We start from the raw sequence: 23360 nt of genomic DNA, 5'->3' as shown, positions 1-23360 counted from the left end.
CAGCTCGCGATGTCTGCCACCCGAGGAGGAACCATGGACGGTGCGAGGCCCCCGGGCCAGGCCCGGGCGACGATCGGCGTGGACGTCCGCCCCCCGGTGGTCCGCGTCCGGATGCACGGGGATCTCGACGCCGAGGCCGCCCCGCGGCTCGACCGCGTGCTCACCGAGGTGATCGGCCAGGCCGCCTACCGCGACCGGCAGCTCGCCACCCACATGACGATCGACCTCGAGGACGTGCACCTGCTCGCGGCCGCCGGGATGACGGTGCTGCTGCGGGCCCACGAGGACGCCGCCCGGCAGGGCGTCGACTGCCTCGTCTGCGTCAGCCCGCGGGGCCGGCGGGCCCTCGCGATGACCGGGCTCGACCGGACGCTGCTGCGCGATCCCCGGTCCTGACGACGCGTCGGTCCAGGAGGGCCCGCACGCGCGCCGGGTCCGGCCCGTCGGGCTCGATCAGCACGATCGCGTCGTCGAATCCGGTCTCGGCGTAGCGCGCGAGGGACTCCCGGGTGGCGCCCAGGTCGGTCGTCGGGACCGCGCAGACGAGGGCCCGGCGCCCGCCCGCGGCCCGGAACCGCCCGTGCGCCGCGACGATCTCGTCGGGCGAGGTGCGGTAGCCGGAGGCGAGCCAGCCGTCGAACCCGGCGGCGGCGCGCTCGACGTTCCTCCCCCACGAGCCCAGCAGGAACGGGACCGGCGCGCCCGCGGGGGCGAGCCGGACGTCGTCGTCACCCCCGGCCGCGACCAGCGCGCGCACCCGCGTGACCTGCTCGCGGAAGACCCGGAAGCGGGCGGTGAAGTCGCGGCCGAGCGCTGCGTGGTCGGTGGCGGTGGAGCCGGGGCTGACGCCGAACGTCAGCCGGTCCCCGCAGATCGCGTGCAGCGAGAGCATGCGGTGTGCGAGCGCGGCGGGGTGGTGCAGCGGGACCTGCACGGTCGCGGTGCCCAGCTCGACGTCCTCGGTGACCCCGGCGGCCACGGCGAGGGCGAGCAGGGGGTCGGGGACCAGTCCCCCACGGCCCACGATCTCGGGCGCCCAGAGGCTCGCGAACCCCTCGCCCGCGAGCCGCCGGGCCCACGCGGCGACGGGGTACGGGTCACCCGGACCGAGGTGGACGAGCGTCGCGCCGAGTCGCACGACGAGCATCCTCGCAGGAGAGTGAGTGCCCGGCCGCCCTTCGCCTGCTGGACACCACGTTCGCCGCCCATCTACCGTGAGCGCCGTCACCGATATCGGGCGGCTTCACACCGCAGGCCGCGGATGCCCTGCAGCCGCGCCTCCGGGAGGTTCCGTGACCGTCGCCCCGCGCCGTACCCGCCGCCCCTCGCCGCCGTCGCCGACCCCGGACGGCCATCTCGGGGCGCTGCGCCGGACGCTGGGCACCGCGATCGGGATGCTGGGCGATCTGCGGACGCTGCACCCCGCGGTGACGTCGGGGCACCTCGAGCGCCACCTGCGCGCCGAGGCCGAACGGGCCGCGCGCGGACCCGGGGACTCCTCCGGGGCGGTCCCGGCCGTGCTGACGGCCTGCGCGCACCTGGCCACCCGCTCCTACGAGGACGCCTACCTCGCGCTGGTCACGGCCTCGAGTCTCCTGCCGCGGGCCCGGCCCCCGCGCGCCGCCACACCGGTCCGCCCCGCGACCCGCTAGGCAGATGATCATGTCGAGCGCGACGGCCGCGACGTCGCGCTCGGCATGATCACCTGCCTACGCCGCCGACCTCAGACCCGCTCGCGGGAGAGGGTCAGCAGCCGGTCGTCCGGGGTGAACAGCCGGCGGACGAGCCCGAGCGCGACCACGCTCGTCGTCGTCGCCGCGGCCGCGAGCACGAGGAACATGACCACGGCCTGCACCAGCACCGCCTGCAGCGGCGGCACGCCCGCCAGGATCAGGCCGGTCATCGCGCCGGGCAGGAAGACCAGGCCGGTCGCCTTCGTCGTCTCGATCTGCGGGCTGAGCGCCGAGCGCAGCACCCCGCGCAGGTAGGGACGGGCGGCGTCCCGGCCGGTCTGGCCGAGGGCGAGCCGGGCCTCGATCTCGGCGCGCTTGTCCGCGAACTCCTCCTGCAGCCGCCGCCCCGCGAGCACCGTCGAGGTCATGGCGTTCCCGACGATGAGGCCCGCCATCGGCACGAGCGTCCGGGAGGTCAGCGGGAACACCCCGAGCCCGAACAGCACGACCAGGCAGACGGTGCCCGCGACGAGGAAGGCCGCCCCGGCGACGGGCAGCAGCCCCGGGACGGAGGGGGCGCGCTGCTTCGCGGTGTACGCGGCGTAGCCCAGCATCGCGGCGACCCAGAGCCACGACCACCACAGCGACACCCCGGGCACGAGCAGCAGCGCGAGCACCCCGCCCACGATCAGCAGCTGCACCAGGGCCCGGGCGGCGGCCCAGACGATGCTGCGCTCGAGCCCCAGGCGCCACGCGAGCGAGATGCCCGCGGCGACCACGACGAGGACGAGCGAGACGGCCAGTCCGGTCCAGCTGATCGTCATGACGACGTCCACCCCCGGGCGAGCTGCCAGTCCCCGTTCTCGACGATCCGGTGGTCGCGAATCTCCAGCACCCGGTCGGCCACGCGCGCCACCTGCTCGTCGTCGTGGGCGACCCAGACCACGGTCAGCTCGCCGGCGTCGACCAGCGCGAGGACGGTGCGCTCGAACTCGCGGGCCGGGGTGGCGTCGAGCGCCGAGGTCGGCTCGTCGAGCAGCAGGGTCCCGGGTGAGGTGATCAGCGTGCGGGCCAGGCACATGCGCTGCAGCTCGCCGCCGGAGAGGGTGTCGGCGTCGCGGTCGAGCAGGTCCGCGGCGAGCGACACCCGCTTCAGGGCCTCCCCCATCCGCACGCGGTCGGCGTCGGGGGCGGCGACGGCGAGGTTGTCCGCCACGGTGCCCGCGAACGGCGTCGCGCGCTGGAACACCATCCCGATGCGGCGCCGGAGCCGGTGCGGGTCGAGGTCGTCGAGACGCTCGCCGTCGTAGGTGATCGAGCCGTCGTCGGGCACGTCGAGGCGGTTGAGCAGCCGCAGCGTCGTCGACTTCCCCGCCCCGGACGGGCCCCAGAGGGCCGTGACGCCCTGCCCGGGGATCTCGGCGTCCACGGCGTCGAGGACCGTCGTCCCGCCCCGACGGACCGTCACCCCCTGCAGGACGAATCCCGCGGTCATCGTTCCTCCTCAGCGGACTCCGACCGGGTCGGCGGTACGTGCCGCCCGGTGGGCCAGCAGCATCCGCCGTCCGACGAGCACCCCGGCCCCCGCGAGGACCATTGCCGCTGCGGCGACGAGCCATGCCGCGGTGAAGGACACGGTCCCGGCGAGCAGGCCGAACCCGACGGGGCCGAGGAAGCCGCCGGCGTAGACGCCGACCTGCACGATCGCGGTCGCCGCGGCGGGTGCCTCCGGGTTGAGCCGGACCACCGCGAACTGCAGCAGCCCGGGCCACGACCAGCCGAGCCCGAACCCCAGGACCACCCCTACGACGAGCGCCACCGGACCGGGCAGGGCCAGCAGCACCAGTCCGAGGGCACCGGTCAGCAGGCAGGTCGCGACGACCGCGACGTGGCCGCCCTCGCGGCGGTCGGCCAGCCAGCCGAGCAGCACCCGCATCACCAGGCCGACGACGCTGCCCATCGTCAGGACGAGGCCGGCGAGGCCCGGGGAGATGCCCCGGTCGACCGCCGAGGCGACGAGGAAGATGCCGAGCCCGGTCGCCGCGGCGGCGCCGAGCCCGGACGCGGCGCCGATGACGGCGAGGGCGGCCGTGGCCCGGTCGGTGTCCCGGGCGGCGTCGTCGGCGCGGGCCGCCGAGCCGCGTGGCGCGACCGCGAAGGCGGCGAGGGCGAGGCCGGCGGCGCCGACGTAGGACCAGCGCCAGCCGACGGTGAGCGCGAGGGCGGGCACGGCGAGCCCGGCGAGCAGGGTCGCCAGCGGGATCGAGGCCTGCTTCACCCCGAACGACAGCCCCATCCGGCGCTGCGGCATCGACCGGGCGAGCGTGAGGTTCGAGGAGAGCTGCCCCATCACGTTGCACCACGCCGAGCACAGCAGGATCACCGCCAGCGCGGTGAGCGACCGGGCGAACGCCGCCGTCGCGAGCAGGCCCGCCGCGGAGCCGAGCACCGCGATCCGGCTGGTGACCCGCGAGCCGAACCGCTCGACGAGCTTCCCGACCGGCAGCGACATCAGGGCCGACACTGCGAAGTAGGCCGCGACGAGCAGGCCCAGCGCCGCCGGGTCGAAACCGAGTTCCGCCCCGACCTGCACCGCCGAGGCCCCGAGCAGGAACACCGGCAGCACGGTCGCGGTGGTGACCGCGACCGCGCCGGCCCCGACCCGCCACGCCGTCTGCTCGCTCATCGTGAGCCACGCTAACGGACATTCCCGGCGTCGGGGGCCGGACGTGATCCGGGTCCTGCGGGCGGTGAGGTCCGCGTCGGCTGGGCACTCCAGGGCAATGGTCCACCTGGTCGCCGCGGTCGTCGGCCTCGTGATCGTCACCGCCCTCGTCCGCGCCGGGGCACGACGCACGGGGGTGCCCGACCCGATCGCGCTGCTGCTCGTCGGGGTCGCCGCGTCCTGGATCCCGGGGTTGCCGGACTACCGGATCGACCCGGACCTCGTGCTCGTGGTGATCCTCCCGGTGCTGCTCTACTGCGCCGGCTTCGCCGCGTCGGTGCCCGCCTTCCGGATCCACCTGCGGCCGATCCTGCTGCTCGCGGTGGGGCTCACGTTGGCCTCGACGCTGGCCGTCGGGGCGGTCGCCGCCGCGCTGGTACCGGGACTGGGGTTCGCGGCGGCCTGCGCGCTCGGGGCGGTCGTCGCCCCGCCGGACGCGGTGGCGGCGACCGCGATCGCCCGCACCATCCGGCTCCCGCGCCGCGTCGTCGCGCTGCTCGAGGGCGAGAGCCTGTTCAACGACGCCGCCGCCCTGACCGCCCTGACGGTCGCCGTCGCCGCGGTCACGGGGGCGACGTCGTTCGCCGGGGCGGCCGGCGAGTTCCTCCTGGTGGCGCTGGGCGGGGTCGCGGTCGGGGCGGTCGTCGGGCTCGCCATCGGCTGGGTACGACGACGCGTGCTGCACCCCTACACCGACGTCGTCGTCTTCCTCGTCGCGCCGTTCGTGGTCTACCTGCCGGCCGAGGAGCTCGGCGTCTCCGGCCTCGTCGCCGTGGTGGTCGCCGGGCTCTACCTCGGCCACCGCGCGACGACGATCATGGAGCCGGGCGCGCGGGTCGTCACCGGCGCCGTGCGGACCGCCGTCTCCTGGCTGCTCGAGGGCATGGTGTTCCTGCTCGTCGGCCTGCAGCTGCGCACCGTGGTCACCGGGATCTCGGGGCTGCCGCCGCTCGCGGTGGCCGGGGTGACCGTCGCGGTCGTCGGGACCCTCGTGGTGGTCCGGTTCGCGTGGGTGGTGCTCGCCGAGCAGGTGGCGGGGACCGCGCTGGGCAAGCGGCACGCCTCGTGGTCGGAGTCGATCCTGACCTCCTGGGCCGGGATGCGCGGCGCCGTCTCGCTGGCGGCCGTGCTGACCCTGCCGGTCGCCTTCCCGCAGCGTGACCTGATCGTCTTCGTCACCTTCGTCGTCATCCTGGTGACGCTGCTGGGGCAGGGGCTCTCCCTGCCGGCCCTGGCCCGCCGCCTCCCGAGCGCCCGCAACGAGGCCGGTGAGGAGGCCCAGGAGGAGGCGCGGGCGCGTCGACTCGCCGCCGACGCCGCGCTGGAGTGCCTCGAAGAGATCGAGCGGGAGAACCCGGGCCGTGAGCCGGTCGTCGAGCAGTTGCGGCGCCGGGTGAACAACCGGATGGAGGCCGCGTCCGAGGCGCTCGAGGCCGCCTCCGACGCGTTCGACCCGGAGGGCGGCGCCGAGGCCGCGGGCCGCGGGGGCGCCGTCGAGTCGGTCGCGGAGCCCGAGGAGGAGTCCGACGAGACCGCCCGGTCCCACGAGGGCGTGCGCGACACCTACCGGCGCTACGGGCAGGCGATGCTCGTGGCCGAACGCTCGCGCCTGCTGGCCCTGCGCGACGCCGGGACGCTCGGTGAGGAGGCGTTCGTGCGCCTGCAGCACGAGCTCGACCTGGAGCAGGCGGCGCTCACGGTGCGGTGAGCGCCCTCCCGACCGCCACCGCGCACCTCGTCGTCAGGAAGGCTCCACCAGCAACGCCATGCCGCGGCGGGCGGGCAGGTCGACCGCGAACGCGTGCAGGTCGTCGACGAAGCCCAGCGGCTCCTGGGTGAACATGTCGAGCACCGCCCCGCCGGGTGAGAGCGCCTCGGAGCGCACCGTCCCGCGCACCGGCTCGGCGCCGAAGTTCAGCACGGTCAGCGCGTGCGTACTCGTCCCTTCCCCGTCGCTGCGCTCGCCCCGGAAGTCCAGCTCGTGCACCAGGACGAGCAGCCCGGCGTGCGAGACGTCGGGGATGTCGACCTGGCGCGAGGTGGCGATGCCGTAGTGCTTGCGCACCGCGAGGATCGCCTGGAGCTGGCGTGCGAAGCTGGTCTCGTCGGCGAGCTGGTCGGGCAGCGTGCCGTAGAGACTGCGTCCGCGCGGCATGCCCTCGGCGGAGCGGTCGGCGTCCGGGGCGAAGCCCATGAGGTCGTGCGCGCCGCGGTGGATCCAGCGGGTGTCGCCCTCGGCGACCAGCGCCGCGACGTCGTCGACCGGCAGCGTCAGCATCCCGGTGAGGTCCCAGCCGGACAGCGCGAAGACGCCCGGCTGCATCGCGTTGAACATCGCGAGCATGAGGTGGACGGCGCGGATCTCCTCGACCTCGGCGGGGCCGATGGTGTCGAGGTCTCCGATGCCGATCGACGCGGCGACGACGGTTGCGGTGGTCGAGGCGATGCCGTTCGTGGTGAACACCAGGTTGAACGGGTGCTCCGGGCCGGCGAGCGCGGCGAGCAGCTCGCCACGGACGGTCTCCGCGAGCTGCGCCCCGGTGACCTCCTCCCCGCGGAAGACGACCGTCTCGTCGCGGTGCCCGGCGGCCCAGTGGACGAGCTCGTAGGTCATCTCGTCGTGGTTCTGCAGCGCGTGGACCAGCGACGCGGGGTCGATCCCGAGGTCGCGGGCGGTACGCAGGCCCAGGCGGAGGAACTCGGCGTCGCCGGTGGCGAGGGCGTGGTGGTAGCCGGGGCGGTTGACGAAGTCGTACGACAGGTCCGCGCCGGCCCGCCCGACCTCGCGGATGTCGTCCATCGTCAGGTTCAGTTCCTGGAAGGTGAACCCGCCGACCTTGCGGACCATGCTGGCGATGAGGTGGTTCGCGGCACCGGACAGCGGGTGTCCCTCGGACCACGCCGGCCCGCCCAGGGCGCTCTTCTCCACGCCGAGGAAGCCGTTGGCGTCGAGGCGCAGCGCCCCGGAGCCGAGGTCGGCCAGCGAGTGCAGCGCGTCGCCGATCGTCAGGCGCATCCCCGCGAACGACGGGTCGAGCCAGTTGATCGAGGGCTGCCCCTCCTTGAAGTAGTGCAGGTACACCCAGCGCCGGGCCACGCCGTCCACCCCGACGACGGCCTTCGTCGCGCTCCAGTTGGTCTCCTTGACCCCGGGCGCGTGGAAGATGACGCGCTGCAGCGCGCCGATGATGTACCCGGCCTTCTCCAGGCGCTCCTCGGTGGCGACGTCGAGGTTCACCGAGTCGCGGCCCGGCGGCACCACGGGCAGCTCCGACCAGTCCTCCGGGTCGATCTCCACCATGTGGAAGATGCCGGGGTAGTCGGCGTAGCCCATCTCGGCGAGGCGGAAGTCGGCGCCCTTGCCGGTGTGGCCGGGCACCACGTCGTCGATCACCGTGCCGCCGTGGAAGGTCGCCATGCCGCACATCGCGCGGAAGTCGGCCTCCGAGCCGAAGGCCGGGTCGATCACCGTCGAGATGCGGTCGAAGTGGCCGTCGACGCTCGGGGTGTGCTCCCACCCGGAGATCCCGCCCGCGCGCTTGACCGGGCCGGTGTGCACCCCCTCCACGCCGATCGCCGCGAACGCCCGCCACAGCTCCTCCTCGGCCATGGCGGCGAGGAACGGCTGGCCCGGGCGGGTCATGAACGACAGCGGGTAGGCCGTGAACCACACGCTCGCCGTCTCCACCGCACCGCGCGGGTCCGGGTCGGCGAACGGGTTCTGCCACATCGTGCCGCGGCCGGAGAACTGCCGGGCGATGGTGTCGGCGTCGGCCAGCATGGACTGCCCGCGCAGCCACGCGACGTACGCCGGGTTGGTGCCGGTCGGCTCGCCGTCCCGGCCCGCCGCGCGCCGCTCGAACGGCGAGCGCACCTTCGGGCGGTGGCGCAGGGCGCGCGGCCGGGCGGGATGGAAGTGTTCGGCGTAGGTCAGCTCGATCGGCCCCGTGTCCTCGCCCGACATCCCGCTGCCCGCCCCGTCCGCCACCGACGCCCCTCTTCTCTCGCGCGTAACGACGCGACATGGTCACACGCGGGTCGGGTCGCCGCGTCGTCGGGCTCGGTGCCCGTTCAGGGGTGTCGCGAGCTGACTCGATCCAGGTGGGCTCCGCCCCTGTGAGTAGTCATCCGTGCTCTGACACGGATTACTACTCACAGGCGCGCAGCGCACCCGGCCCGCTATCTTTCCCGGTACCAGTGGTACCGGATGGAGGACCCCGTGGCCCGTCGTCGTTCCCGCCGCACCGGGCCGCCCATCCAGGCGCGCGCCGGCGACCGCGGGCTGTCCGCCGGCACCCGGGCACTGCTCGTGCTGGTGGTGGTGCTGCCGAACGTGGTCGGCGCCGGCGTGGTGCTCGTACTCGCCGCGTGGGTCCTGCCGCACGACCTCGTCGACGCACCCACCCTGCTCCTGCGCAACCTGATCGTCTTCGCGGGCTACGTCGTGCTCGCCGTCGCGGTCGGGGCCGGGTGGGGGCACCTGCTCATGCGCGTCCGCCCGCTGCGGGTCGACGCCGACGAGCGGCAGCGCCGCGGGTGGGAGCGCCGGTTCCGGCGGGTGGTGCTCGGCGGCCCGGTGCGGCTCGCGGCGGTGCAGACGACGCTCTGGGGTGTCGCGTCGGCGGTGTTCCTGCTGCTCAACGTGTTCGACTCCTGGCGGATCGCCCTGCAGGTCGCGGCCACCGTGCTCCTGGGCGGCCTGGCGACGGTGTCGCTCACGTACCGGCTGGTGGAGGTCGTGCTGCGAGGCGCCGCCCGGCGGGTGCTGGAGGCGCGGCCGCCGTCGGGGTCGGCCCTGCCGGGTGTGCTGATGCGGACGCTGGGCGGCTGGGTGTTCGGGACGGCGGTCCCGCTGCTCGGGGTCGTGCTGGCGGCGGTCGCCGCGCTCGCGCTGGGCACCTACGACGTGACGCGGCTGGCGGTCGTGGTGGTGGTGCTCGGTGGGGTGGCGTTGGTGCTGGGCGGGGCGGTGATCACCCTGACCGCCCTGTCCACCGCCGCCCCCGTCCTCGCCGTGCGCCGGGCGCTGAAGAAGGTCGAACGCGGCGACTACGACGTCGACGTCCCCGTCTTCGACACCACCGAACTCGGCCTGCTCCAGGCCGGGTTCAACACCATGGTCTCCGGCCTGCGCGAACGCGAACGCGTCCGCGACCTGTTCGGCCGCCAGGTCGGCGAGGACGTCGCCCGCCACGCCCTGGAGAACGACGTCGAACTCGGCGGCGAGGTCCGCGAGGTCGCCGTGCTGTTCGTCGACCTCGTCGGGTCGACCACCCTGGCCGCCACCCGACCCCCGCACGAGGTCGTCGAACTGCTCAACTCCTTCTTCGCCGTCGTCATCGACGTCGTCGAGCACCACGGCGGGTGGATCAACAAGTTCGAGGGCGACGCCGCCCTGGCCGTGTTCGGCGCCCCCACCGACATGACCGACGCCGCCGGATGCGCGCTGGCCGCCGGGCGGGTGATGGCCGCCCGACTGGCCGAGGAGGTGTTCTCCGGCTCCACCGACCTCGGCGCCGGGATCGGCATCTCCGCCGGCGAGGCAGTGGCCGGGAACATCGGCGACCGACGCCGCTACGAGTACACCGTGATCGGCGACCCGGTGAACGAGGCCGCCCGCCTGTGCGACCTGGCCAAGGACGTCGACGGCGGCGTCGTCGGCTCCGGCGCCGCGCTGGAGCGCGCCGGTGACGAAGCCTCACGGTGGACCTCGGTCGGCTCCCGCACCCTGCGCGGCCGCACCACCGAGACCGAGCTGCACGCCCCGGTGGACCGGGTCGATCGCGAGGCCGAGTCCGCGGGGTCGGGCGCCGGTCTGACGTCCTGACTCGAGCTACAAGATCCCGTTCTGCGGAGCGTGTGCGCGCTGAGCGAGCACATCGCGCGGCTCGTCGCGATCTTGACCCGCCTGGACGACCACGCGCCCCGTCGTCGGGAACCCCTCGCGCGAGATGCACGCCAGGCAGCCCGCGAGGCCCGCGAGGCTGCCTGGCGTCCCCCTCGCGGAACGCCCCCGACCGTAGGGTCACCACCGTGACCTACCCCTGGCCCGAACAGCCCGAGCCGACCGCCGAGGAGGTCGCCGCACGGGTGCGGACCGAGCAACACGGCAGCGTGCTGCTGATCCGGATGACCCGCCCGGAGAAGCACAACGCCGTCGACGCGGCGATGACGCGGGGACTGGACGCCGCGCTGAACCGGCTCGACGACGATTGGGCCCTGCGCTGCGGCGTGCTCGTCGGCGGGGAGCGGGCGTTCTGCGCGGGCACGGACGTGGCGGTCGGCCCCGGGCCGGCCACACCGCGGGGCGGGAACTACGGCGTGGTCGCCCGACGACGCCGGACCCCGCTGGTCGCGGCCGTCGAGGGCGTGGCGTTCGGCGGCGGGTTCGAGATCGCCCTGGCGTGCGACCTCGTCGTGGCGGCGCGGACCGCCCGTTTCGCGCTGCCCGAGGTGGGACTCGGACTCGTCGCGAACTGCGGCGCCCTGTTCCGGACCCCGCGGGCCCTCCCACCCGCCGTCGCGAAGCGGCTGCTGCTCACCGGCGACCCGATCGACGCCGGGCGGGCGTACGAGCTGGGGCTGGTCACCGACCTGGTCGAGCCGGGCGAGGCCGAGGCGACCGCGCTCGCCGTCGCGCAACGGATCGCCGAGCGCTCCCCCGCCGCCGTCTCCGCGACCCTCGCCGCCGTCGACTCCGCCGTGCTCGAGGCCGACGCCCGGGGCTGGGCCGACACCGACGCGGCCGTCGCGGCGATCATCGACGGCCCCGAGCGGGCGGAGGGACTGGCGGCGTTCGCGGAGAAGCGCCCGCCGAGGTGGAGGTGAGCGTCAGCCGCCCAGCGACTTCGTGTACTCCGCGATCTGACCGTTGGCCTGGTCCTGGGCGGTGGTCAGCGCGGTCCGGGCGTCCTGGTTCTGCAGGATCGCCGCCTGCATCGCGTTCTCCACGTCCTTGCGCACCTGCGGCATCACGCCCACCGAGCAGCCCTGGGTGGCCGTGGTCAGCGGGGTCTGCTGGAGCTGGGTGATCGCCGTCTGGAACTGCGGGCGCTGCGCGACCCAGGCCTGGTCGGTGGGGTCGGACAGGGCCGCCTTCGAGATCGGGAAGTATCCGGTCGAGGTGTGCCAGGCGACCTGCGCGGGCGTCGAGGCGAGGAACTTCGTGAACTCCCACGACGCCCGCTGCTGGGCCGGGGTCTTGTCCTTCCCGACGATCCACAGCGACGCGCCGCCGATGATCGGGCCGCCGGTGTTCGACGCGTCGACCTTCGGGTACGGCCCGGTGCCGACCTCGAACCGGCCCTGGGCGGCCTTGACGAACCCGCCGAGCGACCCGGTCGACTCCAGGGACATCGCGGCCACGCCGGAGGTGAAGGCGTTGTCGCCGTTGTCGGTGTTCGAGTCCAGCTTCATCGCGAGGCCGTCGCGGACCATGCCCTGCCACCACGACAGCAGGGCGACGTTCGTGTCGGAGGCGAGGTTCATCGCCGTGGCCCGGCCGTCGTGCCCGTTCCCCGCGTTGCACAGCTCCTGGCCGGCGCTCGCGGTGAACTGCTCGAGGAACCAGCCGTAGAGGCTCGCGCCGAACGGGAACTGCACGCCGGGCGCCGGGTTCGCCTTGATCCGCTCCGCGGCGGCGCGGATGTCGGCGAGCGTGCGGGGCGGGTTGTTCGGGTCGAGGCCGGCCTGCGTGAACGCCGCCTTGTTGAAGTAGAACAGCGGCATCGAGGTGTTGAACGGCATCGACTGCAGCTTGCCGTCGACGGTGTAGTAGCCGGCGATGTTCGGCTGGATCTGGCTGAGGTCGTACTTGTCGACGTCGACGAAGCCCTGCACCGGGGCGATCGCGCCGGAGTCGATCATGAAGCGGGTGCCGATGTCGTACATCTGGACGACGTCGGGGAGCTGGCTCGAGGCGATGCCGGCCTTGTAGGCGGCCAGGGTGTCGTCGTACTTGCCCTTGAAGGCGAGGTTGACGTGGATGCGGCCGGCGTTCTGCTGGTTGAACTGGTCGGTCAGCCGGGTGAGCGCGTCGCCGTTCGCCCCGGTCATGCCGTGCCAGAACGTCAGCTCGACCTGCGGCTGGCCGTTCAGGGCGTCCGCGCCGGGCGCCGGGGCCTGCGCGGTCCCACCCCCGCCGCCCGCCGCCGCGGAACAGGAACTCAGCGCGATCACCGCCAGCAGGGCGACGAGGGCGTGGCGCAGCTTCACGAGGACTCCCCTACTTGACGGCGCCCGCGGTGAACCCGCGGACGAGGAAGCGTTGACCGAGGACGACGAGCAGGAGCGTCGGGACGAGCGTGATCGTGATGCCGGCGAGCAGCAGGCCGGGGTCGGCCGACTCGTTCGACTTCAGCGCGAACACCGCGGTCTGCAGCGTGTTCAGCGAGTTGTTCGTCGAGGAGATGATCAGCGGCCAGAAGTACATGTTCCAGCCCTGCAGGAACGACCACACCGCCAGCGCGGTCAGCGACGGACGGACCAGCGGGAGCAGGATCGTCGTCAGGAACCGCAGGTGGGAGCAGCCGTCGACGCGCGCGGCCTGGTGCAGCTCGACCGGGAAGGCCCGGAAGGCCTGGCGCATGAGGAACACGCCGAAGCCGTTGGCGAGGAACGGCAGGACCAGCGCCCACTGGTCGTCCCCGAGGCCCAGCGCGCGGATGAACAGCGCGTTCGGGACGACGATCGCCTCGTACGGGATCATGATCGTCGCGAGGAAGAACCAGAACAGCGGCAGCCGGAACGGCGTGCGCAGGAACACCAGCGCGTACGCCGCGAGCGACGACGTGACCAGGTGCGCCAGCATGATCACGACGCCGACGAACAGCGAGTTGAGGAACGCCGGGACCAGCGGCACCACCTCCTGGCCCCAGGCCCGGACGTAGCTCGCGACGTCGTAGTGCCCGGAGAACAGCCCCGGCGGCCGTGCCACCAGGTAGCGGGACTGCACGAACCCGCCGACCACGGTCAGCAGGACCGGGAACAGCAGGACGACGGCGGCGACGACCAGCCAGACGTAGGTCAGGACGGCGGTCGGACGGCTGGTGCGGTTCACCGGTAGTGCACCCGCCGCTCGATGACGCCGAACTGCACGACGGCGAGCAGCACGCCGACCACCAGCAGGACGAGGCCCTGCGCGCTGGCCGCGCCGTAGTCGGAGTTGCCGTACTGGAAGGCCCGGTTGTAGATCGAGTAGACGAGCGTGGCCGACGTGCCGTTCGGCCCGCCGTCGGTGACCACCTGGACCTGGCCGAGGGCCTGCAGCGCGGTCAGCGTCGTCGTCACGACCACGAAGAACACGCTCGGGGAGATCATCGGCAGCACCACCGAGACGAAGCCCCGCCACCCGGTGGCGCCGTCGAGGCGGGCCGCCTCGAGCACCTCCTCGTCGACCCCGGCGAGGGCGGCCGCGAGGACGAGCAGGTTGAAGCCGGAGACCATCCACAGGGTCACCCAGGCCGTCGTCACGAGCGACCAGCCGGGGCTCGTCGTCCAGCCCGGGGAGCCGACCCCGAGGCCGTCGAGGACCCAGTCGATCGGTGACATCGCCGGGTTGAGCATGAGCAGCCAGACCACGCCCGCCGCGCTCGCGGAGTAGGCGAAGGGCAGCGAGAACAGGGTCCGGAAGAGCCGCATGCCGGGCAGGCGCTGCGCCAGCGGGACCGCCAGGGCCATCGGGATCACCAGGCCGCCGACCACGACGAGCGCGGTGAACACGAACGTCTGCCACAGCAGCTGCCCGAACTCGGGGGTGAGCAGCGCGGCGAAGTTGGCCAGGCCGACCGAGCGGCTCGGGTTCCCGACGATGTCCGTGCCCCGGGTGGAGAGGAACACCGCCTGGAAGAGCGGGAAGACCACGAAGACCCCGAGCCCGGCCAGCGCCGGCGCGAGGAACACGAGCCCGACGACGACGTCGCGGGGCCGGCGCCGCGAGGGCACGGGACCGGGCGTCGGCGCCGCGTCCTCGGCGGCGTCGGCGGTCAGCAGGTCACTCACGGCGAGCCCCGAGCCCGACACGCTGGGTGGTCACGGCGTGGCACGTTAGTGTGCCTCACACAACGTTCACAAGGATGAAGTCGGACGATCACGTGAGCGGTGGGTGAACGGGTCGCGACGACCGTTGCCGCTGGTCACGATCGGTCAGGAGGGTGCACCCATGGCATCGGTGACCTATCGGAGCGCCTCCCGGATCTTCCCCGGCACGCCGCCGGTCCGGGCGGTGGACGACCTCGACCTCGACGTGGCGGACGGCGAGTTCCTCGTCCTCGTCGGCGCGTCCGGCTCGGGCAAGTCGACCGCGCTGCGGATGCTCGCGGGCCTCGAGGACGTCGACGAGGGCACCGTCGAGATCGCCGGCGAGGACGTCTCCGGGGTGGAGCCGGCGAAGCGCGACATCGCGATGGTCTTCCAGTCCTACGCGCTCTACCCGCACATGACGGTGGCCGCGAACATGGCGTTCTCGCTGCGGCTGCGCGGTGGCTCGAAGGACGACGTCCGCCGCCGCGTCGAGGAGGCGGCGGCGATGCTCGACCTCACCCCCTACCTCGACCGCAAGCCCCGCGCGCTGTCCGGCGGGCAGCGGCAGCGGGTCGCGATGGGCCGCGCGATCGTCCGCGAACCCGCGGTCTTCCTCATGGACGAGCCGCTGTCCAACCTCGACGCCAAGCTCCGCGTCGAGACCCGGGCGAACCTGGCCGCCCTGCAGCGCCGGCTCGGCACCACCACGCTCTACGTGACGCACGACCAGGTCGAGGCCATGACGATGGGGCACCGCGTCGCCGTGCTCGCGGAGGGCCGGCTGCAGCAGTGCGACACCCCCCGCGCGCTCTACGAGCGTCCGGCGAACACCTACGTCGCGGGGTTCATCGGCTCCCCCGCGATGACGCTGCTGCCCGCGCGGGCCTGGGGCTCCCTCGTTCCCGACGACCGCTCGGTGCCGGGCGGGACGGTCGGGCTGCGGCCCGAGGCGCTGGTGCCCGGGTCGGGCGGCCCGGACGAGCTCGAGCTGGTCGTCGAGCTGGTCGAGGAGCTCGGCGCCGACGCCTACGTGTACGGCGCGACCGAGGTCGACGGCGAGCACCACCGGGTGGTGACGCGGACCGACGCGCGGTCGACGCCCGCCGTCGGACAGCGCATCCGCGTGGCGCTGCGCTCCCCGGCCGACGTGCACCGGTTCGGCGCCGACGGCCTCCGCGTCAGCTGACCCGGGACTCGGCCCAGCGACTCCGCAGCAGCACCGTGGTGCCGCGGTCGCCGTGCCGGATCGCGACCTCGTCGACCTGTGAGGTCATCAACGTGATCCCGCGGCCGTGCAGGGCGGGACGGCCCACGGCGTCGTGCTCGAGGTCCACGCTCGCGGGTTCGCGCCAGCGGCCGCCGTCGGCGACGGTCACCAGCACCTCGCCGTCCTCGAGCATCACGGTGAGGTCGATGCGGGCGACGCCCTCGCTGCGGTGGGCGTCGTCGTAGGCGTGCACCACGACGTTGTCGATCGCCTCGCTGGCCGCCAGCACCATCCCGTCGACGACGGTGGTCGGGACCGCCGAGGACCGCAGCCACTGGCGCAGGTCCTCCCGGATGCGGGGTCCCTGGTCGACGTCGGCGCTGTACGCGACGCGCTCGAACTCGACGGCGTCCATCCTCGGCCCTTCCGATGCTGCGGGGATCTCGGTCCGGTGGTGGGAAGCCCGGTGCACCGTCCCTCCATGCGCCGATCCGCCCCCGTGCGGTCGACGGCCGCTGAGGCGCGATCGTCGGGATTTCCCGACGGCGGGAGCGTCGAGCGGGGGTGCGCGCGCGGAGCGTCTGCGGAAGGGTCCCCGGACGTGAGCAAGGCGCACCCGCAGCAGTGGACGATCGACGACGCCGACCACCGGCCCGACCCGGCGGCGGTCGCGGCCCTGGCCGCCTTCCCGACGACGCAGATCGCCGACTCCGGCGGCCCGGTGTCGGTGGTCGGGCCCGGGATCGTCCGCCAGGCCGGCGGCACGGGGTTCTGCGGGCCGGCGCTCACGGTGTGGACGAAGCCCGGCGACATCCTCTTCCTGCTCAAGGCCCCGGACCTCGCGCGGACGGGCGACGTGCTGGTCGTCGACGGCGGCGGGCGCACCGACGCCGCGGTCCTCGGCGACATCATGAGCGGGGCCCTCGCGCGGATCGGCGCGGTCGGCGTCGTGATCGACGGCGTCATCCGCGACGCCGACGGCATCGACGAGATCGGGCTGCCGGTCTTCGCCCGCGGGGTCTACCCGACGACGGCCTCCAACGAGGGACCGGGCGCGATCAACGTCGACGTCGTCCTCGGCGGCGTGGCGGTGCGCCCCGGCGACGTGGTCCGCGGCGACGCGAGCGGCGTCGTCGTCGTGCCGCGCGAGCACGTCGGGGAGGTGGTCCGCCTGACACAGGCGGTCGAGGACCGGGAACGGGTCTGGCTGGACGCGATGGCGCAGGGCGCCGGGCTCGCCGAGGCCACCGGGGTCGACGACGTGATCCGCGCCCGGCGCGAGGCGGTCGGGATTCACCTGCCCTGAGGAGGGCATTCCTCCCGCGAGCCCGCGAGAGGGAGAACGAGATGACCCGCGAGAGCCCCGTCCGGCCCCAGCCCGACACGCCTCGGCAGTACCGCCCGGAGGGCGGCCCGACGGCCGGCGACCCCGTCGGCCGCCCCGACGACGCCTGGCTGCTCGAGGACGACGAGTTCCGCTACGCCGGGCGGCTCGACGACCCGGCGCCCGCCGACGGCGCGGAGGTCGAGGCCGACGGACGCACGTGGTCGGTCGAGGGCGACGCGTCGGTGATCGGTGAGCAGGGGAAGGTGCTCGAGCCGGAACCCGACCCGTCGTCGGGCGAGCGGTTGACCGTCACCGAGCCCTGACGGGCGCCACGCCGCGCGCCCGTCACCCGGCCCCGGGCGCGTCCCCGGGGCGCCTCGATCGCGCCGGAGGCCGTTGCTACGGTTCGCCGCCATGCGGGGCGCCGGAATGACACCGAGGGGATTCAGCGCCGTCGTGGTGCTGGTCACCGCGGTCGCGTTCGACGTCCTCGCCCGGGCCGACGGCGCCCACGTCCTCGGCGTCGCGCTCGCGGCCGGCACGGTCGGGGCGACCCGCGTGTGCCTGCCCCACCGGGCGTGGGGCACGTTCGCGCTGCTGAACCTGGCCGTCCTTGCCCAGCCCGCCGCCCTCGCGGTCGCCGCGCTGGCGCCGCAGGCCACCGGGATGCCGCCGCTCGCGCTGCAGCTCGCGGTGACGCTGCTGGTGGTGACGGCGGCCGCGAGCGAGCCGCTGCTCGCGGCGGTCGAGGTGCCGTCGCTGGCCCGTCTGCTGACCGTTCTCGTCCCCGACGGGCCCCGACCCGTCGCGGTGGTGGCACCCGCCGTCGGGACCCTGGTCGGCGCCGATCTCGCGCGGCGTCTGCCGCGCCGGGGTCCGCCGCGCCCCTGAGCACGTCCGCGCCCGCCCCGTCGACTCCCCCGTGCGAGGTCTCGTGACGCTCTCCCCTGCCCTGCCTACCGTCCGCCCGACCGTCGGCCCGGCGCTGCGCTGCCCCGACTGCGGCGCCCACCCGGTCCTCACCCCGACCCCGTCCCAGCCGCTGCCGGGCGGGACCTTCGGGCTGCTGCGCTGCGCGTGCACCACCTACCCGCAGATCGACGACATCCCGGTCCTGCGGCGGGGCCGCATCGACTCGCAGGACCACCTGACCGGTCGCTGCGAGGTCGCCGGCCCCACCGCCGACGAGCTCGTCGCCCTGCTCGCGGCCGACCGCCCGCTCGACGCGCTCGTCGCCCTGCTCGCCTTCCCGCCGCCGGCGCCGTCGTCGCGCCCCGGGCTCCGGCTGCCGTTCACCCGCGGCCCGTGGCCACGGGTCGCGCTCGCCGCCCGGCGCGCCGAGGTCCGCGCGATGCTCGCCGAGCACGACCGGCTCACCGCGCAGGACTGGATGGAGCTCGCCTATGCGCGCTCCAGCGACCGCATCGACGACGAGCTGCTGCCCTACTTCCTCGCCCGCTTCGGGCAGCCGCGCTTCCTCGCGACGATGTCGCTGCTGCAGGCCCTTCCTTCCCTTCCCGACGACGCCTCGCGGCCGGTCCTCGACCTGGCCTGCGGGTTCGGGCACGTGGCGCACCACCTGGCGGCGCGGCGGGACCCGCGGGCCGTGGTCGGCGTGGACCGGAACTTCCTGCAGCTGTGGGTGGCGCGGCGCTACGTCGCGCCGTCGCAGCGGTTCGTGTGCGCCGACCGGGTGGACGCGCTGCCCTTCGACGACGACGCCTTCGCCGCCTCGGTGTGCTCCGACGCGTTCCACTACTTCGACGTCCAGCAGGGTGCGCTCGACGAGCTCCGCCGCGTAGCCGTGGCGGACACCGTGCTGCTCGACCGGCTGGGCAACGTCCGGCTCGCCCCGACCGACGGGCCGCTCGAGCGCGACGCGGCCGGCTACGTGCGGCTGCTGCGGGGGGCGCCCTGGCGGCTGACCTGCGAGGACGAGCTGCTCGCCGACTACCTCGCCGGGTACGGGCCGCAGCTCGCGTCCCCCCGGCACCCGGCCGAGCTCGACGCCGCGAAGTGGCTGATGCTCGTCACCTCCACCGACCCGCGGGTGTTCGCCGACCACGGCGCCTTCGCGGAGCCGCCGCACGCCGCGGGCCGTCCGACGCTCAACCCGGTGTTCGAGGTGACCCCCGACGACGACGGGGTGGAGCTCGCGTTCCGGTTCCCGTCGACCTGGTACGCGTTCGAGAACGCCGCCATGCGCGGGTACACCTCGGCGGGCGAACGGCTCGACGCCTCGACCTACGCGGCGCTGCTCGCCGGGCGGCCGAGCGAGCGCACCGCCGACCTGCTGCGCGGTTTCGTGCTCCTCGGCATGCCGGAGCGCTACCGCCGCCCGCCGGGTGGGAGCGGGCCGTCGGTGGTGCGGGGCCTCGCTCGGGGTCTGCTGCGGCGCTGACCCTGCGTCCCGGCTATCGCCAACCCGAGCGAGCGGCACTGTCGCGCACATAGATGCTGCGACAGTGCCGCTCGTTCGGATCGTGCGGCCGGCAGCCGCCCGGGATGCCTGGTGCGCACCTCGGCACGCAAGATCACCGGTATCGTCGAGCTCGTGGTCGAGCAGCGCAGCACACCGGCATGGGCGCGCGCCCTGCTGGTGCTGGCCCTGCTGGCCGGGCTCGTCGGGATGCACCAGCTCATCGCGCCGACCGTGCACCACGCGGCGTCGAGCGTCGTCGCCGAGCACGCCCCGGACCACGGCCACGAGATGCCCGCCGGGCACGCGACGATGCTCGAGCACCTCTGCGTCGCCGTGCTCGTCGCCCTCGCGACCCTGCTCGCCGCCGCGGTCCTCGTCCTCGTCGGCACCCCGGCCCGCCGTCCGGGGCTCGCCCGCGGCCCCACCCCGGTCCTCGCCGGGCCCGCCCCGGTCCCCGTCCCCCGACGGCTCGCCGCCCTCCAGGTCCTCCGGCTCTAGGCCGGGACGCCACGACCGCGTCCCGACACCCGACCGGAGGAAGTTCCATGCGTTCCCGTCTTCTCGGCGGCCTGCTGACGGCCGTCGCCCTCGTCCTGCTCGGCGCCTGCTCGAGCACGCCCGCCGCCCCCACGACCGCCGTCGACGCCGCCCACGGGCCCGCCGACGTCGCGTTCGCGCAGGGCATGATCCCGCACCACCGGCAGGCCGTGGAGATGTCGCAGCTCGCCGCCACCCGCGCCGCGTCTTCGCAGGTCAAGGACCTGGCTACACGCATCGAGGCCGAACAGGCCCCGGAGATCGACCAGCTGACCGGCATGCTCGCGGCCTGGGGCGCCCCCGCTGATCAACCGATGAGCATGTCCGGCATGGCCGGGATGATGGGTCCCCAGCAGATGGCCGAGCTGGGCGCCCTGTCCGGGCCCGCGTTCGACCGGGCGTTCCTGACGATGATGATCGCCCACCACCAGGGCGCCGTGCAGATGGCCCAGACCGAGCTGGCGCAGGGCAGCAACCCGCAGGCCAGGCAGCTCGCCCAGGCGATCATCACCGCCCAGCAGGCGGAGATCGCCGAGATGCAGGGTCTGCTTCAGGCCTGACCCGGCGCCACCGTCACCTCGTCCTCGCCGCGTTCGTACGCGGCGAGGGCGGCGTGCACGACGACCTCCGGGGACTGCCAGCGCGCCGCGGGGAGGTGCCCGGAGTCCTCCCCGGCGCGGGCGTGGAACGCGGTCCGGGTCCGTCCCGGCCGCACCACCGTCAGCCCGATCCGCCGTCCGGCCGCCTCGTGTCGTGCGGCGCGGGAGAACGACTCCAGGTACGCCTTGCCCGCGGCGTAGGTGGCGAGCGCGGGGTCGTCCCGGCCTGCCGCGGTCGAGGAGACGTTGAGGATGCCGCTGCCCGGGACCATGACGCGCAGGGCCGCCGCCGTCAGCCGGGTCGGCGCCAGGACGTTGAGCAGCACCGACGCCTCGAGGTCGGCCGGCGTCTGCCCGCCGAGCCCCCCGAACGTCGTCGCGCCGGCGTTGTTGACGAGCAGCCCGACCCCGTCGAGCAGCGCCTCCACCCGCGCCAGGTCGGCGGGCACCGTCAGGTCGGCGACCACCACCCGAACCGGCACGGGCAGGGTCGCCGCGAGGCGGTGCAGCGCGGTCCGCGACCGGGCGACCAGCACCAGCGGACACCCCCGCGCGGCGAGCTCGCGGGCGAACGCGGCCCCGATCCCCGACGACGCCCCGGTGACCAGCGCCGTCGGACCGAGCGGGCGCACGGACGGCGGTGCCACGGGGAGCGGGGTCATCGTCATGATCACCACCGTGCGGCCGACGACGGGCCGGGGACCAGTGGACGATGGTCCCGGTACCCCGGTCCGCGGGCCCGAGCTGCGTAGTCTCGCCGTCGTGATCGGAGAGGTGGACGCGGCGCCCGCCCCCACGTCGACGCCGCCGCCGGCCCCCGTGCGCCGTCGCCTCTTCCGCGCCACGGCCCCTCGTCTGGTGGCCGGCTTCACCCTCGCGGGCGCGCTCGTGACGCTCGGGCTCGCCGTCGCGATCGCCCTGGTCGCCCGCGACCAGGCGACCGACGTGGCGATCGACCAGGTCACGCAGCTCGCCTCGGTGACCGCCCACGGGGTGGTGGAGCCGCGGCTCTCCGACCGGCTCCTCGACGGGGACCCGGAGGCGATCGACGCGGTCGACGACGCCGTGACGCGGGCCGTGCTCGGTGACTCCCTGATCCGCGTCCTCGTCTGGGACCGGGACGGGCGCATCGTCTACAGCGACGACCGCCGCGAGATCGGTGACCGCTACCCGCTCGCCACCGACGAGCGCCGCGTCCTCGACGCGAACGACGAGGCGGCCGGCGTCGCGGAGGACGGCTCCGGGGATGGCAAGGTGCTCGAGGTCTACCACGCGATCCGGACCCCCGGCGGCACGCCGCTGCTGTACGAGGCCTACTTCCGCTACGACGCCGTGGTCGACGCGGGATGGGACGCGTGGCGGTCCTTCGCCCCGCTCTCGGTCGGCGCCCTGCTGCTCCTGCAGCTGGTGCAGGTGCCGCTCGCCGTCGTGCTGGCCCGCAAGCTGCAGCGCCGGGAACGGCAGCGGGAGCGGCTGCTGCGGCACGCGGTGGAGGCGTCCACGGCGGAGCGGCGGCGGATCGCCCAGGACCTCCACGACGGCGTCGTCCAGGAGCTCACCGGGATCACCTACGGGCTGGACGCGAGCCGGCTGCGGGGCGGGTCCGGGTCCGCCGTGGTCTCCGAGTCGGCGACGCGGCTGCGGGAGAGCATCGGGTCGCTGCGCACGCTGCTCGTCGACATCTACCCGCCGAACCTCGCCCAGGAGGGCCTCGGTTCCGCCCTGGAGGACCTGGCGGGCGGTCTGCGGCGGCGGGGGGTCGCGGTGACGACGAGGCTGCAGGCCGTCGACGCGGTCGGGCCCGCCGAGGCGGCGCTGCTCTACCGGGCGGCGCAGGAGGCGGTGCGCAACGTCGTCACGCACGCCGGCGCGACCACCGCCGCGATCACGCTGGTCGCCGACCTCGGCCGGTGGCGGCTCACGGTGGCGGACGACGGGCGCGGGTTCGACCCGGCGGACGCCGCGGCCCGGGCGGCCGACGGCCACCTGGGGCTGCGGTCGCTGACGGATCTGGTCGACGACGCCGGCGGCACCGTCGAGGTCCGCTCCGTCCCGGGGGCAGGCACCACCGTCGGGGTCGAGGTGCCGCGCTCGTGACCCGTGTGCTCGTCGTGGACGACCACGCCGTCGTCCGGCAGGGACTGGTCGCCCTGATCTCCACCGTGGCCGACCTCGAGGTCGTCGGCGAGGCCCGTGACGGCGACGAGGCCGTGGAGCGCGTCGAGGCGCTGCGACCCGACGTCGTGCTCATGGACCTGTCGATGCCGGGCACCGACGGGGCGGTGGCGACCCGGCGCCTCCGCGCGGTCGCGCCCGACGTCCGGGTCCTCGTGCTCACGTCGTTCGCCGACCAGCGCCACGTCCTCGCGGCCCTCGACGCCGGCGCCGACGGCTACCTGCTCAAGCACGCCGAACCCGAGACGATCCTAGAGGGCCTGCGGCAGGTCGCCCGCGGGGAGGCACCGCTCGACGGCCGGGCCGCCCGCGTGCTCCTGAGCTCCCGGTCCGACCCGCCGCGCACCGTCGACCTCACCGACCGCGAGTCCGAGGTGCTCCTGCTCGTGGCCGACGGGCTGGGCAACAAGCAGATCGCCCGCCGCCTCGCGATCACCGAGCGGACCGTGAAGAACCACCTCACGCACATCTACCAGCGGCTCGGCGTCACCGACCGCACCCAGGCCGCGCTGTGGACGGAACGTCACCTGCGTTCGTGACCGTCCCCCGGCCGCACGGTGACCTCCTCCTCGCCGCGCTCGAGGGCGTCGAGCGCCGCCTCGGCCACGGTGTCCGGGGACTGCCAGCGCCACGACGGCAGATCCCCGGACTCCTCGCCCGAACCGTTCGTGGAAC

Annotated in this window: 24 protein-coding genes; 14 read left to right on the top strand and 10 right to left on the bottom strand. The window is 74.5% G+C overall.

The window, feature by feature from the left end; all coding sequences use genetic code 11:
* The first annotated feature begins 33 nt into the window (after window positions 1–33).
* The gene (locus ACQPYX_RS06730) at window positions 34–396 is read left to right on the top strand and encodes an STAS domain-containing protein (RefSeq protein WP_433802129.1); all 363 of its coding nucleotides are present in this window, start codon (window positions 34–36) and stop codon (window positions 394–396) included.
* Here ACQPYX_RS06730 and ACQPYX_RS06725 read toward each other — a convergent pair.
* Window positions 323–1147: an LLM class flavin-dependent oxidoreductase gene (locus ACQPYX_RS06725; protein ID WP_433802128.1), complete on the bottom strand. Its 825-nt coding sequence runs from the start codon at window positions 1145–1147 to the stop codon at window positions 323–325. The genes ACQPYX_RS06730 and ACQPYX_RS06725 overlap by 74 nt on opposite strands.
* Before the next feature lie 145 nt (window positions 1148–1292).
* Here ACQPYX_RS06725 and ACQPYX_RS06720 point away from each other — a divergent pair, with 145 nt between their 5' ends.
* Window positions 1293–1652, top strand: coding sequence for a hypothetical protein (locus tag ACQPYX_RS06720; protein ID WP_433802127.1), 360 nt, complete (start codon window positions 1293–1295; stop codon window positions 1650–1652).
* A 71-nt stretch (window positions 1653–1723) separates the two neighbouring features.
* Here the strand turns inward: ACQPYX_RS06720 and ACQPYX_RS06715 are convergent, their stop codons facing one another.
* From ACQPYX_RS06715 to ACQPYX_RS06705, 3 genes are read right to left on the bottom strand one after another with little or no spacing between them, the layout of a single operon-like run.
* A complete protein-coding gene (locus ACQPYX_RS06715) occupies window positions 1724–2497 on the bottom strand; it encodes an ABC transporter permease (RefSeq protein WP_433802126.1) in 774 nt (257 codons plus the stop codon).
* On the bottom strand, window positions 2494–3168 hold the full coding sequence (locus tag ACQPYX_RS06710; RefSeq protein WP_433802125.1) for an ABC transporter ATP-binding protein: 675 nt from the start codon (window positions 3166–3168) through the stop codon (window positions 2494–2496). The genes ACQPYX_RS06715 and ACQPYX_RS06710 overlap by 4 nt, the downstream gene beginning before the upstream one ends.
* Before the next feature lie 9 nt (window positions 3169–3177).
* Complete coding sequence (locus tag ACQPYX_RS06705; protein ID WP_433802124.1) at window positions 3178–4359, bottom strand: MFS transporter; 1182 nt, start codon at window positions 4357–4359, stop codon at window positions 3178–3180.
* Window positions 4360–4456: 97 nt separating this feature from the next.
* Between ACQPYX_RS06705 and ACQPYX_RS06700 the strand changes: the two genes are divergently transcribed.
* Window positions 4457–6106 (top strand): Na+/H+ antiporter, encoded by a 1650-nt coding sequence (locus ACQPYX_RS06700; RefSeq protein ID WP_433802123.1) that lies wholly within the window; start codon window positions 4457–4459, stop codon window positions 6104–6106.
* A 33-nt stretch (window positions 6107–6139) separates the two neighbouring features.
* On the opposite strand, the gene treS is transcribed toward ACQPYX_RS06700, so the two are convergent.
* The gene (gene treS / locus ACQPYX_RS06695) at window positions 6140–8386 is read right to left on the bottom strand and encodes a maltose alpha-D-glucosyltransferase (RefSeq protein ID WP_433802122.1); all 2247 of its coding nucleotides are present in this window, start codon (window positions 8384–8386) and stop codon (window positions 6140–6142) included.
* Window positions 8387–8605: 219 nt separating this feature from the next.
* Between treS and ACQPYX_RS06690 the strand changes: the two genes are divergently transcribed.
* Together ACQPYX_RS06690 and ACQPYX_RS06685 are read left to right on the top strand one after the other, a co-directional pair.
* Entirely contained in the window at window positions 8606–10225 is a 1620-nt protein-coding gene (locus ACQPYX_RS06690; protein ID WP_433802120.1) for an adenylate/guanylate cyclase domain-containing protein, read from the top strand.
* A 206-nt stretch (window positions 10226–10431) separates the two neighbouring features.
* Window positions 10432–11226 carry an enoyl-CoA hydratase-related protein gene (locus tag ACQPYX_RS06685; RefSeq protein WP_433802119.1) on the top strand — a complete coding sequence of 265 codons (795 nt, stop codon included), beginning with the start codon at window positions 10432–10434 and terminating at the stop codon, window positions 11224–11226.
* 3 nt (window positions 11227–11229) lie between these two features.
* Here the strand turns inward: ACQPYX_RS06685 and ACQPYX_RS06680 are convergent, their stop codons facing one another.
* Genes ACQPYX_RS06680 through ACQPYX_RS06670 form a run of 3 tightly spaced genes read right to left on the bottom strand, consistent with a single transcriptional unit; the run spans window position 11230 to window position 14397 of the window.
* A complete protein-coding gene (locus ACQPYX_RS06680; protein ID WP_433802118.1) occupies window positions 11230–12612 on the bottom strand; it encodes an ABC transporter substrate-binding protein in 1383 nt (460 codons plus the stop codon).
* 10 nt (window positions 12613–12622) lie between these two features.
* On the bottom strand, window positions 12623–13456 hold the full coding sequence (locus ACQPYX_RS06675; protein WP_433802117.1) for a carbohydrate ABC transporter permease: 834 nt from the start codon (window positions 13454–13456) through the stop codon (window positions 12623–12625).
* Window positions 13453–14397, bottom strand: a complete 945-nt coding sequence (locus tag ACQPYX_RS06670; protein ID WP_433802116.1) for a carbohydrate ABC transporter permease — start codon at window positions 14395–14397, stop codon at window positions 13453–13455. Before ACQPYX_RS06670 ends, ACQPYX_RS06675 begins: the two co-directional genes overlap by 4 nt.
* Before the next feature lie 160 nt (window positions 14398–14557).
* Here ACQPYX_RS06670 and ACQPYX_RS06665 point away from each other — a divergent pair, with 160 nt between their 5' ends.
* Complete coding sequence (locus tag ACQPYX_RS06665; RefSeq protein WP_433802115.1) at window positions 14558–15604, top strand: ABC transporter ATP-binding protein; 1047 nt, start codon at window positions 14558–14560, stop codon at window positions 15602–15604.
* Here the strand turns inward: ACQPYX_RS06665 and ACQPYX_RS06660 are convergent.
* On the bottom strand, window positions 15597–16040 hold the full coding sequence (locus ACQPYX_RS06660; RefSeq protein WP_433802114.1) for an ATP-binding protein: 444 nt from the start codon (window positions 16038–16040) through the stop codon (window positions 15597–15599). The genes ACQPYX_RS06665 and ACQPYX_RS06660 overlap by 8 nt on opposite strands.
* 186 nt (window positions 16041–16226) lie before the next feature.
* Between ACQPYX_RS06660 and ACQPYX_RS06655 the strand changes: the two genes are divergently transcribed.
* The 6 genes from ACQPYX_RS06655 (at window position 16227) to ACQPYX_RS06630 (ending at window position 20471) form a co-directional block, all read left to right on the top strand.
* A complete protein-coding gene (locus ACQPYX_RS06655) occupies window positions 16227–16931 on the top strand; it encodes an RraA family protein (RefSeq protein ID WP_433802113.1) in 705 nt (234 codons plus the stop codon).
* Between the two features lie 41 nt (window positions 16932–16972).
* Window positions 16973–17275 (top strand): hypothetical protein, encoded by a 303-nt coding sequence (locus ACQPYX_RS06650; protein WP_433802112.1) that lies wholly within the window; start codon window positions 16973–16975, stop codon window positions 17273–17275.
* A gap of 91 nt (window positions 17276–17366) precedes the next feature.
* Window positions 17367–17843, top strand: coding sequence for a hypothetical protein (locus tag ACQPYX_RS06645; protein WP_433802111.1), 477 nt, complete (start codon window positions 17367–17369; stop codon window positions 17841–17843).
* Window positions 17844–17886: 43 nt separating this feature from the next.
* The gene (locus ACQPYX_RS06640; RefSeq protein WP_433802110.1) at window positions 17887–19353 is read left to right on the top strand and encodes a class I SAM-dependent methyltransferase; all 1467 of its coding nucleotides are present in this window, start codon (window positions 17887–17889) and stop codon (window positions 19351–19353) included.
* Window positions 19354–19464: 111 nt separating this feature from the next.
* Window positions 19465–19872: a DUF6153 family protein gene (locus ACQPYX_RS06635; RefSeq protein WP_433802109.1), complete on the top strand. Its 408-nt coding sequence runs from the start codon at window positions 19465–19467 to the stop codon at window positions 19870–19872.
* A gap of 47 nt (window positions 19873–19919) precedes the next feature.
* Complete coding sequence (locus ACQPYX_RS06630; protein WP_433802108.1) at window positions 19920–20471, top strand: DUF305 domain-containing protein; 552 nt, start codon at window positions 19920–19922, stop codon at window positions 20469–20471.
* Here the strand turns inward: ACQPYX_RS06630 and ACQPYX_RS06625 are convergent.
* Complete coding sequence (locus tag ACQPYX_RS06625; RefSeq protein ID WP_433802107.1) at window positions 20462–21178, bottom strand: SDR family NAD(P)-dependent oxidoreductase; 717 nt, start codon at window positions 21176–21178, stop codon at window positions 20462–20464. The two genes, ACQPYX_RS06630 and ACQPYX_RS06625, sit on opposite strands and share 10 nt — an antisense overlap.
* A gap of 94 nt (window positions 21179–21272) precedes the next feature.
* Here ACQPYX_RS06625 and ACQPYX_RS06620 point away from each other — a divergent pair, with 94 nt between their 5' ends.
* Window positions 21273–22607: a sensor histidine kinase gene (locus ACQPYX_RS06620; protein WP_433802106.1), complete on the top strand. Its 1335-nt coding sequence runs from the start codon at window positions 21273–21275 to the stop codon at window positions 22605–22607.
* Window positions 22604–23224 (top strand): response regulator, encoded by a 621-nt coding sequence (locus ACQPYX_RS06615; RefSeq protein ID WP_433802105.1) that lies wholly within the window; start codon window positions 22604–22606, stop codon window positions 23222–23224. Before ACQPYX_RS06620 ends, ACQPYX_RS06615 begins: the two co-directional genes overlap by 4 nt.
* Window positions 23225–23360 lie beyond the last annotated feature (136 nt).

Source organism: Actinomycetospora sp. CA-084318 (assembly GCF_050955885.1).
Classification (GTDB): domain Bacteria; phylum Actinomycetota; class Actinomycetes; order Mycobacteriales; family Pseudonocardiaceae; genus Actinomycetospora.
Note: the sequence above shows the minus strand (reverse complement) of the source record. Positions and strands in the feature narration are given on the sequence as shown.

What these genes read in the sequence shown, in the direction of transcription:
- ACQPYX_RS06625 (WP_433802107.1), bottom strand. Translation starts at nt 21,178, where the DNA reads ATGACGATGACCCCGCTCCCCGTGGCACCGCCGTCCGTGCGCCCGCTC.
- ACQPYX_RS06710 (WP_433802125.1), bottom strand. Translation starts at nt 3,168, where the DNA reads ATGACCGCGGGATTCGTCCTGCAGGGGGTGACGGTCCGTCGGGGCGGG.
- ACQPYX_RS06725 (WP_433802128.1), bottom strand. Translation starts at nt 1,147, where the DNA reads ATGCTCGTCGTGCGACTCGGCGCGACGCTCGTCCACCTCGGTCCGGGT.
- ACQPYX_RS06665 (WP_433802115.1), top strand. Translation starts at nt 14,558, where the DNA reads ATGGCATCGGTGACCTATCGGAGCGCCTCCCGGATCTTCCCCGGCACG.
- ACQPYX_RS06630 (WP_433802108.1), top strand. Translation starts at nt 19,920, where the DNA reads ATGCGTTCCCGTCTTCTCGGCGGCCTGCTGACGGCCGTCGCCCTCGTC.
- ACQPYX_RS06730 (WP_433802129.1), top strand. Translation starts at nt 34, where the DNA reads ATGGACGGTGCGAGGCCCCCGGGCCAGGCCCGGGCGACGATCGGCGTG.
- ACQPYX_RS06715 (WP_433802126.1), bottom strand. Translation starts at nt 2,497, where the DNA reads ATGACGATCAGCTGGACCGGACTGGCCGTCTCGCTCGTCCTCGTCGTG.
- ACQPYX_RS06700 (WP_433802123.1), top strand. Translation starts at nt 4,457, where the DNA reads ATGGTCCACCTGGTCGCCGCGGTCGTCGGCCTCGTGATCGTCACCGCC.
- ACQPYX_RS06645 (WP_433802111.1), top strand. Translation starts at nt 17,367, where the DNA reads ATGCGGGGCGCCGGAATGACACCGAGGGGATTCAGCGCCGTCGTGGTG.
- ACQPYX_RS06690 (WP_433802120.1), top strand. Translation starts at nt 8,606, where the DNA reads ATGGAGGACCCCGTGGCCCGTCGTCGTTCCCGCCGCACCGGGCCGCCC.
- ACQPYX_RS06660 (WP_433802114.1), bottom strand. Translation starts at nt 16,040, where the DNA reads ATGGACGCCGTCGAGTTCGAGCGCGTCGCGTACAGCGCCGACGTCGAC.
- ACQPYX_RS06650 (WP_433802112.1), top strand. Translation starts at nt 16,973, where the DNA reads ATGACCCGCGAGAGCCCCGTCCGGCCCCAGCCCGACACGCCTCGGCAG.
- ACQPYX_RS06705 (WP_433802124.1), bottom strand. Translation starts at nt 4,359, where the DNA reads ATGAGCGAGCAGACGGCGTGGCGGGTCGGGGCCGGCGCGGTCGCGGTC.